13 protein-coding genes are annotated in these 16,902 nt (G+C 74.4%); 4 read left to right on the plus strand and 9 right to left on the minus strand.

Going from position 1 to position 16,902, the window contains the following annotated elements; genetic code table 11:
* Positions 1 to 102: 102 nt before the first annotated feature.
* From SPI96_RS04265 to SPI96_RS04275, 3 genes are read right to left on the minus strand one after another with little or no spacing between them, the layout of a single operon-like run.
* On the minus strand, positions 103 to 1,044 hold the full coding sequence (locus SPI96_RS04265) for a type II secretion system F family protein (protein WP_321081127.1): 942 nt from the start codon (positions 1,042 to 1,044) through the stop codon (positions 103 to 105).
* Complete coding sequence (locus SPI96_RS04270) at positions 1,041 to 1,898, minus strand: type II secretion system F family protein (RefSeq protein ID WP_321081128.1); 858 nt, start codon at positions 1,896 to 1,898, stop codon at positions 1,041 to 1,043. The genes SPI96_RS04265 and SPI96_RS04270 overlap by 4 nt, the downstream gene beginning before the upstream one ends.
* Positions 1,898 to 3,124 carry a CpaF family protein gene (locus tag SPI96_RS04275; protein WP_321081129.1) on the minus strand — a complete coding sequence of 409 codons (1,227 nt, stop codon included), beginning with the start codon at positions 3,122 to 3,124 and terminating at the stop codon, positions 1,898 to 1,900. Before SPI96_RS04275 ends, SPI96_RS04270 begins: the two co-directional genes overlap by 1 nt.
* A 256-nt stretch (positions 3,125 to 3,380) precedes the next feature.
* Here SPI96_RS04275 and SPI96_RS04280 point away from each other — a divergent pair, with 256 nt between their 5' ends.
* Positions 3,381 to 6,479, plus strand: a complete 3,099-nt coding sequence (locus SPI96_RS04280) for an FtsK/SpoIIIE domain-containing protein (RefSeq protein WP_321081130.1) — start codon at positions 3,381 to 3,383, stop codon at positions 6,477 to 6,479.
* A gap of 5 nt (positions 6,480 to 6,484) precedes the next feature.
* Here the strand turns inward: SPI96_RS04280 and SPI96_RS04285 are convergent, their stop codons facing one another.
* The 5 genes from SPI96_RS04285 to SPI96_RS04305 are packed head-to-tail and all read right to left on the minus strand — an operon-like array spanning position 6,485 to position 13,021.
* On the minus strand, positions 6,485 to 8,005 hold the full coding sequence (locus tag SPI96_RS04285; protein WP_321081131.1) for an MFS transporter: 1,521 nt from the start codon (positions 8,003 to 8,005) through the stop codon (positions 6,485 to 6,487).
* Between the two features lie 41 nt (positions 8,006 to 8,046).
* Positions 8,047 to 9,273, minus strand: coding sequence for a glycerate kinase (locus tag SPI96_RS04290; protein WP_321081132.1), 1,227 nt, complete (start codon positions 9,271 to 9,273; stop codon positions 8,047 to 8,049).
* Positions 9,274 to 9,322: 49 nt separating this feature from the next.
* Positions 9,323 to 10,873 carry an SLC13 family permease gene (locus tag SPI96_RS04295; protein WP_321081133.1) on the minus strand — a complete coding sequence of 517 codons (1,551 nt, stop codon included), beginning with the start codon at positions 10,871 to 10,873 and terminating at the stop codon, positions 9,323 to 9,325.
* On the minus strand, positions 10,870 to 12,456 hold the full coding sequence (locus SPI96_RS04300; RefSeq protein WP_321081134.1) for a HAMP domain-containing sensor histidine kinase: 1,587 nt from the start codon (positions 12,454 to 12,456) through the stop codon (positions 10,870 to 10,872). The genes SPI96_RS04295 and SPI96_RS04300 overlap by 4 nt, the downstream gene beginning before the upstream one ends.
* The gene (locus SPI96_RS04305; RefSeq protein ID WP_321081135.1) at positions 12,446 to 13,021 is read right to left on the minus strand and encodes a hypothetical protein; all 576 of its coding nucleotides are present in this window, start codon (positions 13,019 to 13,021) and stop codon (positions 12,446 to 12,448) included. The genes SPI96_RS04300 and SPI96_RS04305 overlap by 11 nt, the downstream gene beginning before the upstream one ends.
* Before the next feature lie 234 nt (positions 13,022 to 13,255).
* On the opposite strand from SPI96_RS04305, the gene SPI96_RS04310 reads away from it, so the two are divergent.
* The 3 genes from SPI96_RS04310 to SPI96_RS04320 are packed head-to-tail and all read left to right on the plus strand — an operon-like array spanning position 13,256 to position 15,700.
* Entirely contained in the window at positions 13,256 to 14,452 is a 1,197-nt protein-coding gene (locus SPI96_RS04310; protein WP_321081136.1) for an LLM class flavin-dependent oxidoreductase, read from the plus strand.
* A complete protein-coding gene (locus SPI96_RS04315; RefSeq protein WP_321081137.1) occupies positions 14,449 to 15,159 on the plus strand; it encodes a CE1759 family FMN reductase in 711 nt (236 codons plus the stop codon). Before SPI96_RS04310 ends, SPI96_RS04315 begins: the two co-directional genes overlap by 4 nt.
* Positions 15,131 to 15,700: a MarR family winged helix-turn-helix transcriptional regulator gene (locus SPI96_RS04320; protein WP_321081138.1), complete on the plus strand. Its 570-nt coding sequence runs from the start codon at positions 15,131 to 15,133 to the stop codon at positions 15,698 to 15,700. Before SPI96_RS04315 ends, SPI96_RS04320 begins: the two co-directional genes overlap by 29 nt.
* A 21-nt stretch (positions 15,701 to 15,721) precedes the next feature.
* Here SPI96_RS04320 and SPI96_RS04325 read toward each other — a convergent pair whose 3' ends face one another.
* Positions 15,722 to 16,834 (minus strand): trypsin-like serine protease, encoded by a 1,113-nt coding sequence (locus SPI96_RS04325; RefSeq protein WP_321081139.1) that lies wholly within the window; start codon positions 16,832 to 16,834, stop codon positions 15,722 to 15,724.
* Positions 16,835 to 16,902: the final 68 nt, after the last annotated feature.

Here is a 16,902-nt window from a genome sequence, read left to right on the forward strand (position 1 = left end):
CGATCGTGTGACAGGTGGTGCGGGTGGGCCGGCCGTCGGGGCCGGGTCGTAGGGACGGGGGACGTTGTAGGGACGGGGACGAGGCGACCCGTGGGACACGGGTCAGAACCCCAGCTTCAGCAGTGAGATGCCGGGGAAGACTGCGAAGACGACGGTGAGCGGGAGAATGCCGAAGACGAGCGGGACCATCATCTGGATCTCCTTGCGCCCGGCGGCCTCCATGAGTTCGCGCCGGCCCATCTCCCGGACGTCCTGGGCCTGGGCGCGGAGCACGTCCGCCAGCGGGGTGCCCCGGTCGATGGCGATCAGGACACCGGCGACGAACCGTTCGACGGGCGGCAGCTCGAGCCGACGGGACATCACCTTGAGCGCACCGGCCAGGGACGTGCCCGCACGCATGTCCGCCAGCGCCCGGCCGAACTCTCCGGCCAGCTCCCCGCGCGCCGTCGTCGCGATGCGCTCCAGGGCCGCGGAGGCGCTCTCCCCGGCACCGACCGCGAGCGCGAACAGCTCGGCGACGGAGGGGAACTCGGTGAGGATCGCCGCGCGTCGGCGGGTGATCCTCAGGGCCAGCAGCTGATCCCGGAGGATGAACCCTGCCATGGCGAGGGCGAGGACGAGCGCGAGCCCGGTGATCACCGGTGCACTGCCGGTGGCCAGGAGGAGGACGGCCAGCCCCATGCCGACGGCGGCGCCCCCGCAGGTGAGCAGCGTCTGCTGGGCCCGGTAGTCCGCCGGAGACAGGTCCGACCCCGCGGCGTCCAGCTTCGCGACGAGGGCGTCCCCGGCGGGGCTGAAGCGCTGCAGCCACCCGGCGACGGCGGCCAGCGGACCCTCGAGCAGACGGCCCCAGGCCCCCCAGGGGGAGGCGGAGGCGGCCTCCTCGTCCAGCAGGCGGGAGGCCGGGACGTGGTGGCGCAGCTGGGGCTCGACCCGCTGCTCGAGGGTGGGCCTCCATCCCAGGGGCTGCACGGAGACGATCAACAGCAGGCCGAGGCCGAGCGTCAGCCCGAGGACGAGGCCCCATGCGATCACCGGGCTCATGCGAACACCCTCTTCTCCCGGGGGAGGGCACCGATCCGCAGCATCACCCGGTAGCAGAGCACGGAGACCGCCAGCCCGCCGGCCAGCACCGCGACTCCGGCGGGGCTCTGGTAGGCGGCCACCGCCGAGGGCTGGGTGCCGAGCAGCAGGAGCACGATCCAGGGCGCGCACACGGCCAGGCGTGCGGCGTTCACCGTCCAGGACTGCCGGGCCTCGAGTTCGGAGCGGATCCGGGCGTCCTGGCGCAGGAACTCGGCGAGGGTCTGCAGGAGCACGCCGATGTCGGCGCCGCCGACCTCGCGGGTCAGGCGCAGGGAGACGACGAGCCGGTCGGCGACGGGGTCGGCCATGCGGACCTTCAAGCGGTCCAGGGCGGTTCCGAGGCTGGCACCGCTGCGGTAGTCACGGGCGAACTCACGGAACGGCTCGCGCAACCCCTCCGGGCCACTCTCCCCCAGCTGGATGAGGGCCTCGGGCAGGGTCAGACCGGCACGGACGGCGGAGCGGACATGGTCGATCGCGTCCGGCCACAGCTCCCGCAACGCCACGCTGCGCCGGTTCGCCTGCCAGTTCAGGAGCAGGATCGGCACGGCTGCCCCGAAGAGGGCGAAGCATCCGGCGATGGCCCAGGTGCGTGTCACCGCGAGGACGAGCACCCCGGTCACCAGGGCGCCGACGGCCATGGCCGAGAGCACTCCGGCCGGTGTCAGGCGGGAGATCCCGGCCCGTGCGATCAGAGCGCGCAGGCGGGACTCATGGACGGGTGTGCGGCCCGCAGCGGCGGGCTCGGCCCAGGCCGACCACCAGATCAGCAGCAGGCCGGCGCCGAGGGTGAGGCCGAGGAGCACGGGCATCAGGCCGCCTCCAGCAGTTCACGGACGTCCACTCCCCGGCGGGTCAGCGCCTCGAACTCGAGGTCTGCCGCCGGGTTGACCGTGAGGTCGCCGTCCGGGGTGCGGCGGAACAGGGTGGAGGTTTCGATGACCCCGTCCTCCACCCTCGCACCCACGGTCAGGATCTCCCGCACCCGGCGCCGTCCTTCACGGTCGCGTTCGCAGTGGACCACCGCATCGATGCAGGTGGCCACGGTGGGCACCACGAAGTCCCGGCTGATGTTCTCTCCGGCCAGCAGCGGCAGGGTGCAGAGCTTGGTGAGGGCGTCGGCGGCGGAGTTGGCGTGGATGGTGCACATCCCCGCCAGCCCCGAGTTCAGGGCGACGAGCATGTCCAGGGCCTCGGCTTCGCGGACCTCCCCCACGATCAGCCGGTCGGGCCGCATGCGCAGGGCCTCCTTGACCAGGCGCCGCAGAGGGATCTCGCCATGGCCCTCGAGGTTCGGCTGGCGGCACTGGAGCCCGACGACGTCCCGGACGGGGATCTGCAGCTCGAAGATCTCCTCCACGGTGATCACCCGCTCCCGCGCGCCGATCGAGGCGGCCAGGCAGTTGAGCATGGTGGTCTTGCCCGCCTGGGTGGCTCCGGAGACCAGGATGTTCATGCCGGCGTCGACGGCGGCGTCGAGGAACCGGGCAGCCGGGGCGGTGAGCGATCCGCCGCGGACGAGGTCCTCCAGGCGTGTGGCCCGGGCGATGAACTTGCGGATGTTCACGGCCCAGTGGCGGCGGGTGATGTCCGGGATGGCCACGTGGAGCCGGGAGCCGTCCGGGAGGGCGGCGTCCACGAAGGGCATGGACAGGTCCAGGCGGCGGCCCGAGGACTTCAGCATGAGCTCGACCAGGTCCCTGACCTGTTCCTCGGTGAGGACGATCCCGGTGAGCTCCGAGCGCCCCGACCGGGCGCAGTAGACCTGGTCCGGGGCGTTCCACCAGACCTCCTCGACGGAGGTGTCGTCCATGAGGCGCTGCAGGGGTCCGAGCCCGGCCACCCGGTCGAACAGCTCCTGGCGGGCGGCCTCCGGGTCCGGCAGAGCGGGCAGGGAGCTCACGAGTGCCCGAGCCTCATAGTCGGAGGCGGCGTCCTCGATCAGCGCCCGGACGCGCTCCTTCTCCCGTTGGGGGTCCACCCCACGCCGCCGGATGAGCTCCCGCAGCTCCTCCTCCAGGATGCGAACGGCATCCATCTGACCTCCTGTGTCCGATCCGGCACGTTCCCCCGTGCCCTCGGGTGCCGACTGCGCCCTTCAGGCATCGACTGTGAAGATACCCTCCCGCACGTCCTCCGCACAGGGCCTGACCAACCCCTGTGGACAACTGACGTCGCGTTCGCCACTCCTCCACAGTTCCGCCTCGGCCACTCTCCTCGCCCGCGCGGCATGGCACGGTGGCAGGCGAGGACGGCGACGCCGTCGTCGAGCGTCGAACGTGGAGGAGGGACCCATGGCATGGCAGGTGAGGGTCCTCGGCCTGCCCGGACGCACGGAGTGGAACGTCACCGGTCTGCCGGAGGACGCTGCCGGGCAGGACGCAGCGGTCGCCGCCCGCCATCCCGGCTGGCAGGTGGAGCGGATCGTCACCCGCGGGACCCGGCTGCTCTACCGGGCCCGCCCGGCGGGCGCCGGCCGCCCCACCCGTAGTCCAGTAGCCGAGCTCTCCGTGGCCGTGGCGGGAGGGCCCGACGCCGGCCGTCTCGCTCCCCTGCCCCGCGGCGGGCTGAGCGTGGGGCGTGGCTCGAGCCGTCTCCTGCTCGACGACGGCGCCGCCCCCTCCGCCGGCCTCGACCTGCACCTGCACGCCTCCGGGCTCCGAGTGAGCCGCGCCGAGGGTGAGCACTGGTGGGACGGCCGCCAGGACCTGCCGGTCGGCCGCGGGCGCCTGACCACCGTCCGCGGCCCCCAGCAACCCCTGCCGACCCCGTCCGACCTCCCCTCCGCCGAGATCGATCTGGGATCCGCCCCCGGTCAGGTCGGGGTCCTGCTGCCGCTCACCATGGCCGTGGCGCCGCTGCTGGTGGGCCTGGTGCTGCTGAGCGCCACCGGCAACCCGCTGTTCCTGCTCTTCGGGATGGTCTCCCTCCTCGGGGCCGGGATCATGACCACCCTGCACCGTCGGGCCCGCCGCCGCCACATCCTCCTGCTCCACGGCCGAGCTGTCGACACCGCTCGACGCCGGGCCCGGGCCGTCTCTTCCCCGGAGCAGGTGACCCGCGCCCTGCGCAGCCGCACCGCCGACCGCCTCGGCCTCGCCGGGGCCCCCACGCAGACCCCGCCGCTGCTGCTCTGGGGCCACGGCCACGGACGACTGCCCCTGTCCAGACCGGACGCCGACGACCACTGGCAGGCCGCCACCGACGTCGCCCAGCCGGCCGTGACCGCCCTGCACGAGGCAGTGACCGTCTACGCCCTCGGCGCAGGCCGCGAAAGGGAAGCCGCCGCCCGGTGGGCCCTCGTCCAGATGCTGCGCCACGCCGTGGCCACCCACCGGGCCCTGCTGGTCACCGCAGGAGAGCACACCCACCGCTGGTGGGCCGGCGACGGGACCCACCCACTGCACCTGCAGCTCCCCCCGACCCCCTGGGCGGCCGCCGCCTGGACCGCCTGGTCCCAGTCCGTCCCTGAGGCGGCCGCCGCATCCCCTCCGGGTCAGGCGGCCGCGACCGTCCGGTTCGGTGCGCCGGCCCCGGGAGGTCCATCCGCCGACGTCGTGGTGGACCTCGACGCCGGCACCCTCCGCGCCGAGGACGGCGCCGACCAGCGGATCGCCGTGCCGGTCGAGGACCTGGCACCCCTGGGCATCAGCGAGACGACCCTGCTGTGGTGGCTCGACGAGCTGGCCGAGGACGTGCTCGCCCTCTCCCCGACGGGCCCGGCCCGTGCCGCGCCACCGCTGCGCGTACCGCCGAGGGTCGGCACCCGCAGTGCCGAACGGGCCGCCGTCGTGGAGCTGGTGGCTGCCACAGGGGCCGAGACGCCCCTGTGCCTGGACCTCGCCGCCGACGGCCCCCATGTGCTGATCGCCGGCACCACCGGCTCCGGGAAGTCGGACCTTCTGCTCTCGGTGCTGGTGGGCCTCACCGCCCATCATCCGCCGGCGGAGCTCGCCCTGATCCTCCTGGACTTCAAGGGCGGGGCCTCCTTCGGTCCCCTCGCCGGGCTGCCCCACGTGATGAGTCTGGAGACCAACCATGTGGGGGCCGCGTCCCTGCGGGCGCTCGCGGCGATCCGCAGCGAGCTGCACCGCCGGGAGGCCCTGTTCGCGCAGGCCGGCGTGCCCGACTACCCGGCGTACCGCCGCCTCCACCCGGACCGCCGGCTGCCCCGACTCGTGGTGGCGGTGGACGAGCTGCGTGTACTCATGGACGAGCAGGAGGAGGCCGGCGGGGTGCTGCAGCGTCTGGCCGCCACGGGGCGGTCCCTCGGGTTCCACCTCGTTCTGGCCACCCAGCGGGCCGCCGGCGCGGTGGGCGCGGACGTCCGGTCAAACATCGGCGCGACCATCGCGCTGCGCACCGCCACGGAGCAGGAGTCCTGGGACCTCGTCGGCTCACGCGAGGCCGCCCTGCTGGACCCGGCCGCCCCCGGGTCCGGGCTCCTCGCCCTCGGCGGCGGCGCCCCCGTCCCGTTCCGGGCCTCCGTCTGGGCCGCCGGGCACCAGAGCCCCGTGTGGTGGCCCGCCGGCGCTCAGCCGCCCGAGGAGGTCGGCGGCAGCCCGTGGAGCGCCGTGGTGCAGGAGCTGCGCGCCGCCTACGACGCCGGCCACTGGCCCCGCCCGGCACCGGTGGTCTCCCCCGGACTGCCGGACCACCTGCCCCTGACTCTCGCCGAACAGACCGGCGCTCGTTCCGCACAGGCCGACGCAGACGGGGGCGCACCGGAGCCGGACGGCCCCACACTGGCCCTACTCGACGACACCGCCCGAGCCCGGCACGTGCACTGGCGGTGGCCGGCCGGCGCGGACGGCGGGACGGCCTGGGTGGTCGAACCCGGAGGCGGTCGGGCGCAGGTGCTGGCCGCCGTCGTGGCCGCCGCACTCGCCGGGCCCAACCCCGTGCTGGGCCTCGACGGCACCGGAGAGCTGACCGCCGCGGGCCTGGACGGACGCGCCCCCGTGATCTGCCCGACCACGAACCCCGGCGAGGCCGGAGACCAGGCCGTGGAGGCGCTCACGGCCCTGGCCGAGACGGGCGGGACGGTGCTGCTCACCGGATGGTCGGCCTGGAGCGGGCTGCGAGTGGGCGAGAGCTACCGCTCCTTCGACGAAGAGCTGCAACGCATCCTCACCACCGGGGCCGGGCGCCGGCTGCGCGTGGGCGCCGTGGGCGGCCGGGATCTGGCCTCCTCCCGCCTCATGCTGCACCTGCCGCACCGCTTCTACGTGCCCGCCGGCACGAGCACCGAACACCGGCTCGTGTGGCCCCGGCTGGCCGCCGTCGAACCCCTCCCCGCCCGCGCCGTGCACGTGTGCCCCGCCCACCCCGAGCCGGGTCTGCCCGCCCAGCTCGCGGTGCCCGCCGCGGCGCCCGGAGCAGCTGAACCGTGAGGCCTTCAGCGTGCGGCGCGCCGGCGGCGCAGGAACGTCACCGCGGCGGCCAGAGCCACCAGGGCCAGCCCCGCCGCCACCGCGAACACATACCCGGCTGCCGGGGCCACCGCGTCGATCACAATGCCCACCGAGGGCGCGCCCAGGGCCGAGCCGGCCGTCATCGCCGACCCGTAGTACCCCATCGCCTCCCCGCGACGCTCTTCCACCACCAGCACCGAGATGCGCGCCGACGTCGCGGCCAGGGTGGGCGCCGTGAGCAGGCCCGCAGGGATCGATGCCACCGCGAGAGCCCACACACCGTCGCCCACGAACGCCATGGGCAGCGTGGCCAGCGCGAACAGCGACATGAGCAGGTAGGGGTGCACCTGCCGCCCCCACGCCCCGTAGAACAGGCCGCCGACGGCCGAGGCCCCGCACCACAGGGCGTAGACCACCCCCACCGAGGCCGCCTGGTCCGCACGCTCGAGCTGTGCGACGATCGTCACCTCCGTGCCCACGAGCGTCAGACCGGCCGCGAGCGAGACCACGAACACGCCGAGCACCTCCGGGCCCACCCACCCGAAGTGCCGTTCACGCCACAGCGCCCACCGCTCCGCACGCGTCAGCTCCGACGGGACGGCACCCACCGGCCCACCCGAGGCAGCAGCCCCGGCGCCCCCGTCGCCGGCGCTCCCAGCACCGGCACCCCCGGCACCTCCGGCGCTCGCCTCCGGGCGGTCGGACTCCCGCCCCGGGGCGACAGCCCGGCCCGAGTCGTCCAGGGACACCACCGGCAGTGCCCCGGTGACCAGCGGCAACGCCTCCGTGACCACCGGCAGCGCGCCGGTGGCCAACTCCGGGGCGGTGCGCTCCACATGCATGGGAGCGGCGTGCACAGCCTGCGCAAGAGCCTGGTCCCGGTCCTCGGCCTCCGTGTACGGATCCGGGTCCGAGGCCAGCTGGGACGAGCGCGTGGGCGGGTTGAACCACATCAGCAGCGCCCCGCCCAGCCCCCCGGAGAGGCCCACGATGGTCAGGCCCAGCGCCGTGGACCAGGTGGCCGCCACCACAGCACCCGACGCCGGACCCACCATGAAGATCAGCTCGGTGATGATCGAGTCCAGCGCGAACGCCGTCTGCCGCTCCGGGCCGCGCGTGAGCACGCCCAGGCCCTGACGGACCACGGAGAAGATCGGCACCGCGAACACACCCGCCACGAACACCGCCGCCAGCATCCACGGGAACGGCAGCCACGGCACCACCGGCCACAGCAGGGACTCGGCCACCACCGAGGGCAGCAAGGCTCGGCGCAGGCCGCGGCGGTCGATGGTGCGCCCGCGCCACGGCGACCCCACCGCGATGCCGAGGGTCATGGCCGCGGCCGCGAGACCGGCCTGGCCGTACCCCAGCTCCAGCGTCAGGGCCACATGCAGGGTCAGGATCACCCCGGCGGCTGTGTGGGGGAACCGTGCGATGAAGCCCACCGCCAACAGGTGGCGGATCCTCTTGTCCTGCAGCAGCCGCGCATACGCTCCGAAGTCCACCGGAGAATCCTAGGACGTGCCCACGGCGGAGACCACGGCGGTCACCAGCCGGAGTCGCCCTCCAGCTTCCGCACCGCGATCGTCGCACCCAGCACGAGAGTCCGCAGCAGCCGCTCGGTGGCCTCGACCAGCAGCCGCTCGCCGTCACGCACGGCCTCCTCCAGGCTCATCGGGACGGACACGATCGAGGCCATCGCATCGATGCCGACGTCGTGCACATCCCGGGCGCCCCGGCCCAGGGTGCCCGCCAGGGCCACCACCGGCACACCCCGGGCCCCGGCCCGGCGGGCGATCTCCGCAGGCACCTTGCCCTTGGGGGTCTGGAAGTCGATGGCCCCCTCCGCGGTGATCACCAGGTCGGCCCCCTCCAGGAGCGCGTCGAGGTCGATGCCCGCCAGCCCCGAGTCCAGCAGCGCCTCGAAACGCGGGCTCAGGGTGGCCCCGATCGCGGCCATGCCCGCCCCCAGACCCCCGGACGCGCCAGTGCCCCGCCCATGGGCGAAGTCACGGCCACGGGCCTGCTCCACGCAGTCCCGGCGCAGCACCTCCGCCCAGTGGTCGAAGCCGGCGGAGAGCTGCTCCACCTGCTCCTCGGTGGCGCCCTTCTGCGGCCCGAAGACCCGCGCCACCCCCGAAGGACCACACAGCACATTGTGCGGATTCAGCGCGAGGGTGATCCGAGCCCGGCCCTCCTTCAGGGCCGGGTGCAGCCCGGACAGGTCCAGACGGTCCACCTCGGACAGATGACGCCCGCCCAGGCCGACCTCCTCGCCCTCGGCGTCCAGGATGCGCACACCGAGAGCCTGCAGCGCACCCATACCGCCGTCCGAGGTGCCGGAGTCACCACAGCCGAGCAGGATCTCCGTGACACCCTCGTCCAGGGCGTGGGCGATCAGCTCACCCACCCCGTACGTGGTGGTCTCCCCCGGATCACGCCGGTCCCGGGGCACCAGGCGCAGCCCGGCCGCAGCGGCCATCTCGACGACGGCGGTCCCCTCCGCCTCACCGCCCAGCAGCGCATAGTGGCTGGCCACGGGCTCCCCCACCGGACCGGTCACCTCCCGGTACACGATCCTGCCGCCCGTGGCGGTCGCGAGGGTCTCCGCGGTGCCCTCACCGCCGTCCGCCATGGGGACGGTGCGCACCCGTGCCCCCGCCAGGGCACGGCGCACACCGGCGGCGATCGCGTCGGCGACCTGGCCGGCGTCGAGGGACTCCTTGAACCCGGAGGGGGCGATGAGGATGTTGCGGGGCAGTCCGGTGGGCATGAGACGACTCCTTGAAGGGGATGTGGGCGGTTGCGGGCGGACAGGAGGATCAGGGGAAGAGGGTCAGGCCCATCAGGGGCCACACCCAGAACGCGAAGACGAGCACGAGGGCCACCATCACCGGCGCCAGCCATGCGGACAGGCGCAGCAGGTCGGCCGGGGTGTAGGTGAGCACGGACTCGTCCTCGAGGTCGGAGAAGAGGGTCACAGGCTTGGCGGAGCTGGTGAGCGTGTGGCAGAAGCCCGCGGCCGCCGTCGAGGCGAAGGCCACCGCCGCCGGGGCCACCCCCACCGCGGGGGCGAGAGCGATGACGATGGGGATCAGCACCGCAGAGCGGGCTGAACGGGACTGGATCACCAGGTGCGCGGCCGTGGAGAGCACCACCACGAGCACCACGAACAGCACGCCCGCGGCTTCCCCCGCCCCAGCCACCGGTCCCAGGGCGCGGTGGGCGAGCCACTGGGCCGCACCCGTGTCCACGAGGGCCGTGCCCAGGGTGAGGGTGGCGGCCATGAACACGAGCATCGACCACGGCACCCCCTTGAGCGCCTTGCCCAGGCCCACCGCCCCCACATAGGGGCCGGCCACGAGCAGGGCGCCCAGCAGCGCGACCACCGCCGGGTGCAGGCCGTGCAGCGGCTCCGTGCACCACAGGGCCACCACGGTCGCCACGATCAGCGCGGAACGGGACTGCTCCACCGTGAGGGGCCCGCTGAGCGGCACCGGCGAGTGCTCCTGCAGGTCCTCCAGCGTGATCCGCAGCCGGTCCCGGCGGTCCTCCGCCGTGGTGAACAGGCGCAGGATCAGTTCCGCGCACACATGGGAGGACACCACCGCCAGCGGCAGACCCAGCAGCAGCCAGCGCACGAACGAGAAGCTCGGCTCGCCCGCGGCGCTGAGGATCTGACTGGTGATCAGGTGCGCCCCAGCCCCCAGGTACGAGGCCACCGCGGAGAGCAGGATCACCGAGGGGAACAGCAGGGCCAGGGCCAGCACCACTCGACGCCGCCCCGCGAGCACCTTGGCCAACGCCAGGAACACCGGCAGCGCGAGCGCGGCCCGGCCGGAGGTCGAGGGCACCGCGTAGGCCGTGGCCACGAGCACCGCCGTCACCAGGTGGGCCAGCTGGCGCAGTGAGCCCGCCCCGGCCACGATCACCCCGGCGAACCGGGTGGCCAGCCCCGTGGCCGTCACGCCCGCGGCGATCACGAACGCGGACAGCAGCAGCCAGATCGTGTCCGTGCCCAGCGAGGAGAACAGGGTGTCGTCGTCCAGGACCCCCATGAGCACCAGGACCACCGCCACCGCGAGCGCAACGAACGTGTCCGAGACCGAGGAGAACACCCACAGCCAGACGGCGGCCGCGAACAGGGCGAGGGTGAGCGCCCCCTGCGGGGACAACGGGTCCGCCCCGGCGGCCGGCTCCCCCAGGGCCGCCCAGGCGCACCACGCGACGAACGCAACCAGCCCCACACCGGTGAGCGTGGCCCCCAGCGGGGGCCGCAGACGGGCGCGGTGCTGTGGGCGGCCGGTCTCGGCGGTGGCCCGCAGCGGGGGCCGGGTGGCGTGGCGGACGGGCGCCTGGGCGGCCGCCGTCACGACTCGGCTCGCATGGACTCGGTGATCTCCTCGGCCAGCCGGTCGGTGCCGGCAGCCCCCACGGGCGGGTCCGCGGGCAGGTCCAGGCCGAAGCGGGTCAGGCCCTCGGCGTCGGACTCCACCCACGCGGAGCCGTGATGGGCGTCGGCCACGGCACGCACCAGGGCCAGCCCGAAGCCCGGGGCCGCGCTGGGGATCGCGCCGGGGCCCGCACCCGGGCCCTCGGAGCTGCGGGTGTCCCCGTAGAGGCGCTCGGCCTCCTCCTGGGTGAGCGGGGCGCCGTCGTTGGCCACCCATAGGCGCACGAACCGCCCCCGGGCCGGGGCATCCACATCCGCTTGGGCCTGGCCCGGGGTGCCGGTGAGCACGGCGGCGCCGATCTCGATGGCCCGCCGCCCCTGGGCGTGCTCCGCGGCGTTCTCCCACAGCCGGCGCAGGGCCTCCCCCACACGGGCAGGGTCGATCCAGGCGCGCACGGCGCCGGCCTCGACGAGGTCCCAGCGGCGGTCGGGGCGGGCACGGGTGGCCTCCGCGTAGGCGCGGGTGAGGATATCGTCCACCATCACCTCGACGGGCCGCACGAAGTCCGGGGTGTGCTGGCGGGCGAGGGTGCCCAGCGAGTCCATGGTGCGGCGCATCTCGGCGAGACCGTCCTCGGCGTCCCGGACGGCGCGCTCCCGCGCCTGCGGGTCCGCCTGAGGATCGGCGAGCACGGCGACGGCGCCGCGCACCCGTTCGCATGGCCCGTCCAGGTGTCGCTGGGCCTGGGTGGCGAAGGTCTGCTGGTCGTGCTGGGCCTGCTCCACCCGGTCCAGCATCCCGTTGATCGCCAGGGCCAGGCGGGCGACGTCGTCGTCCCCCTCGACGGGCACACGCGCCGAGAGGTCGGTGGCGGAGATCCGCGAGGCCGCCCGGCGCATCTGGTGCAGGGGCCGCAGGATCCGGCCGGCCACAAGCCAGGCGATGCCGGCGGTGAGCAGCAGCCCCCCGGCGGCCACGGCGAACAGCACGAGGGCCTCGCGCTCCACCCCGTCCTCCTCACGGCCGGTGAAGTGCGCGACGACGAGCGCGGCGCCGTCGGCCGCGGAGCCCCGGGCATCCACCCGGGTGACACCCCAGCGGACCTCGCCGTCCGGGGAGTCCCAGATGCCGCCGTCCTGCGGGGCGTCCAGCATGCTCTGCAGACGGGCGGTGTCCGTGGCGAGCCGACCACCGGCCCCGCCGCCGACGTTGTCGAGGTAGAGCACGGGGGCACCGGCGGCGTCCTGCCCTGCCACGCCGATCAGGACCTCGCCGGTGGCCGGGGTCTGCCGGGACAGGTAGCGGTCCAGCATGGCCTGGGTGGACTCGAACGGCTGAGCCGTGGTGGGGTCCACCCCCTCGGCGGCGAAGGTGCGGAACTCGTCCAGCTCCTGCACCACGGAGGCGTTGGCGCGGTCGGCGACCTGCCCGAGCAGGACAGACCGGGTGGTCACGGTGACGGCGAGCAGGGCGATCGCCGTGGTGAGCACAATCCACCCGACGATGCGCCAACGGGTCGGGGCACCGGTGCGGTGGGGGGCCTTCGTCGTGTCAGTCGTCATCGTCGTCCCCGTCCTCGTCGGTGTCGTCCTCGCGGTCGTCGTCCTGGTCCTCGGCGTCGTCGTCGGGGCCGGTGGTGGGCACCGGGGTGGCGGTGGCGACGTCGTCCCGGTCGTCTCCCTCGGCGCCGGCGCCCGGAGCGTCGCGGGGCGCCGGACGTGCGGAGACCGGTGGCTGCGGCTCCACCACGCGCGGGACCACGGTGCCCCGGCCGGCGTCGGACGGGACAGGGCTCGCACCGGTCGGTGGGGACGCGGGCGCGGCGGGGGGCAAGGAGGGGGCCACCGGGTCGGCGGAGGCGGCGGGCGCCGGCGCGGACTGGGCCGGCGTCGGCGTCGCCCCCAGGTCCACCCTCACGGACACGCCGTCCACGGGGGGCGGTCCGGTGGTGGAGGAGAGGGCTTCGCTGGCCATCGCGAGGCCGGCCGGGACGGCGATGACGCCCACGACGGCGGCGTAGCGGCGCAGCAGGCCGCCGCGCCCGGCCGTGGGCTCGCCGGAGGGGCCCTCGGCGGGACGGTTCGGGGGTGGGGGCGCGTCGGGGCGCGTGGTGACTCGTCGGATCATGGCCTCCGGCGTCCTCCCAGGGGATGCGGCGTCGTTGGTCGTGACTCCGCGGACTCGGAGGAGCCGGAGCGCGCGGTGCCGCTGCTCGGGCGCGCTGTGCGCCCGAGGTGGAATCACGGCAAACCCTACCGGAGGGTCGACGCTCAGGGGTCCGGGAACAATCCGCCCTCTCGGCTCGTTGAGTTTTGAAGAACATGGGGTCCACCACCCCATGGACCCCGGAAGGAGCACACCATGCAGTTCGGCGTCTTCACCATCGGCGACCTCACCGCCGACCCCACCACCGGCACCACCCCCACCGAGCACCAGCGCATCAAGGACACCGTGCGGATCGCCCAGCGGGCCGAACAGGCCGGCTTCGACGTGTTCGCCACCGGCCAGCACCACAACCCTCCCTTCGCCGCACCCGGCAACCCGCCCACGCTGCTGTCCTACCTGGCGGCGGTGACGGACCGCATCCAGCTGTCCACCGCCACCACGCTCATCACCACGATGGACCCGGTACGCCTGGCCGAGGACTACTCCTACCTGCAGCACCTGGCCGACGGCCGCGTGGACCTCACCCTGGGCCGCGGCAACACCGGCCCCGTATACCCCTGGTTCGGCAAGGACATCCGCCAGGGCATCCCGCTGGCCGTGGAGAACTACGCCCTCCTGCACCGCCTGTGGCACGAGCACACCGTGGACTGGTCCGGCCGGTTCCGCACCCCGCTGCAGAACTTCACGCTCACCCCCCAACCGCTCGACGGCGTCGCCCCCTTCGTGTGGCACGGCTCCATCCGCTCCCCCGAGATCGCCGAGCAGGCCGCCTACTACGGCGACGGGTTCTTCCACAACAACATCTTCTGGAACAAGGAGCACGTCATCCAGATGGTGCGCCTGTACCGGCAGCGGTACGAGTACTACGGCCACGGCAGAGCCCACCAGGCGTACGTGGGCCTGGGCGGGCAGGCCTACCTGGCCGAGAACTCCCAGGACGCCGTGCGCGAGTTCCGCCCGTACTTCGACAACGCTCCGGTGTACGGGCACGGGCCCTCCCTGGAGGAGTTCATGCGGATGACCCCGCTGACCGTCGGCTCCCCGCAGCAGGTGATCGAGCGGACCCTCGAGTTCCGCGAGTGGGTCGGCGACTACCAGCGGCAGATGTTCCTGCTCGACCACGCCGGCCTGCCCACAGACGTGGTGCTGCGCCAGATCGACCTCATGGGCGAGAAGGTCCTGCCCGTGCTGCGCCGGGAGTTCGCCGCCCTCAAACCCGCGGACGTCCCCGAGGCCCCGACGCACGAGTTCCTCGTCGAGCGCGCGCGCCGCGGCGAGGCGCCCGTGCCGGGCGGAGCCGAGGGCTCCCAGGCCTGGGCCGACCGGCAGGCCGCCCACACCACCACGGACGACGCCCGCACCGACGTCGCCCAGGAAGGACAGACCCGATGACCTCCCCCGACCTCCCCACCCCCACCGTTCCCGGCCGCGAGGCCACCGACCCCTTCACCCCGCAGAGCCGGCACATCGCCGTGGTCTCCGGCGGCCTGGGCGAGCCCTCGCAGTCCACCATGCTCGCCGAGGCCCTGGCCGAGGCCACCGCCGACGCACTCGCCGAGCAGGGGGTGGCCCCCCAGGTGCACATGATCCCCCTGCGCCCGCTCGCCGGGGACATCGCCCAGGCCCTCGTGACCCCCACCCGCTCGGAGCCCCTCGCCGAGGCGCTGCGCCAGGTGCAGACGGCCGACGGCGTCGTGGCGGTCTCCCCCACGTTCAAAGCCTCCTACTCGGGGCTGTTCAAGTCCTTCGTGGACCTCCTGGAGGACGGCACGCTCACCGGCGTGCCCGTGCTCCTCGGCGCCACCGGGGGCACCGCACGGCACTCGTTGATGATCGACACCGCCCTGCGCCCGCTGTTCGCGTACCTGCGCACCCAGGCCGTGCCCACAGCCGTGTTCGCTGCCTCCGACGACTGGGGCCGCGCTCAGGGGCAGCAGGAGTCCCTGAGCACCACCCCGCTGCGGGCCCGCATCGCCGACGCCGGACGGGACCTCGCCACGGCCCTCACCCTGCGGCAGCCCCGTCCCCGCCCCACCACCGACGATCCCTCTCCCCTGGAGGTGACCCCCTTTGACCAGCTGCTCCACCCCGCATCCTGACCCCGCCCGGCCGGGCAGGACCGGCCCGGAGGCCGCCGCGGACACGGACGCACCCGAGCCGGACACCTGGTACGGGACCGCGACGCCTGCCCACCGCGCCGCCGACACCGCCCACCTGGCCTGGCGCGCCTACTTCGAGGCCACCCAGCTGCTCACCGACCGCCTCGAACGCGGGCTGAAGGAGAGCTGCTGGATGTCCCTGGCCGACTACCACGTGCTGCTGCTGCTCGTGGAGTCCGACGAGGGGCGGCTGCGGATGGGCGAGCTCGCCTCCCGCATGGTCTTCTCCCCCTCCCGCCTGACCTACCAGGTGCGTTCGCTCATGGAGCGCGGCCTGGTGGAGCGGCACCCGACCGCCACCGACCGGCGCGGGGCCGAGGCCGTGATCACCGACGCCGGCCGGGCCGCCTTCCGGCAGGCGAGCCGGCACCACGGCAGCCAGGTGGACGAGTTCTTCCTGCACGACCTCGACCCCGAGGAGGCCCGCGTGCTCACCCGGGTGTTCTCCCGGCTCGGCCGGCGCCTCGACGGATCAGCCTGAGACCCGCACCGGGCGGTCCGGTCAGGAGACCGGCACACCGCCCAGGGTCGCGGTGGTGGCCGTGGGGGCGCCGGCGGCATCCCACGTGGTGATGGTGACGTGCCCGCCGGCGGGCACATCCGCCATCACCGGCAGCCAGGCCAACGGCTCGCCCTGCAGGTCGAGGTGGCTGCGGCCCAGGTCGGTGCCGTCGGCGGCGTGGGCCGTGACGGTCACGCGGGAGAAGCCGCCCTGCGGGGTCTCCACCACCACGCGGGTGTTGAACGCGACCCCCTCGGCGGGCGCGGCCACGAGGGTGGTCACTCCGTCCGCGGGGAGCGCGTGCTTGGGCGCACGGGCCGGTGCCTTCACAGCGCTCTTCGGGGCCGGAGCCTGGGCGGCGTGCTTCGGTGCGGGGGCCGGCGTCGTGAGGGCCGGCGCGGCGTGCTTGGGCGCGGCGTGCTTCGGGGCACGGGCCGGCGCGGGGGTCTTCTCGGTCACCTCGGCCAGGGACTCGGCGGGCACGATGATCGTGGACATCGCCTGGGCGTCGCAGGCCACGGCGCGGCCCTGGGCGTCGAAGCGCACCGGGGCGACCCCGGAGATCACGCCGACCACGCGCTGCTCGGCGTCGTAGACGGCCCCGCCGGAGTCACCCGGGTAGGTGCTGGCCACGTCGAGCGCGACCTGGTCGTCATAGGAGTCCCGGCAGACGGCGGCGCTGTCGAAGGCACGCGTGTGGCTGATCGAGTTCGGCCGGCCCAGGGGCACGGAGGAGCCGTGGGTGTACACGGTCTCCCCGACCGCCACGGACGAGGCCGGGCGTGTGGACCAGTCGCCCACGACCTCCACGCCCTGGTCGAGGGCGATCCTCACGACGTCCACGCCGCCGGGGGCCGGCAGGGCCGCGACCGTGCCCACCCGCACGCCCTCGGCGGAGAGGACCGGGGAGCCCACGGCCCACCGGCCGGCGCCGCAGTGCGCGGCGGTGTAGGCGGTGGAGTCGCTGACGATGGTGAGGCTGCAGGCACCGGCCGGGGTGGCCAGGGCGGCGCCCTGTGTGAGAGGCGTGGCGGCCAGCGCCGGGGCGGCACCGGTGACGACCACCGCGCCCAGGGCCACGGTGGCGGCCCCGGAGAGGGTTCGGCTGTTCATGGGGTATTCCTCAGGTGCTGGGGATCGGGCCGGTGGCCTCCACACGGCCGACCGGACGACGGGACGGA

The organism is Micrococcus sp. (assembly GCF_034179925.1).
GTDB lineage: Bacteria > Actinomycetota > Actinomycetes > Actinomycetales > Micrococcaceae > Micrococcus.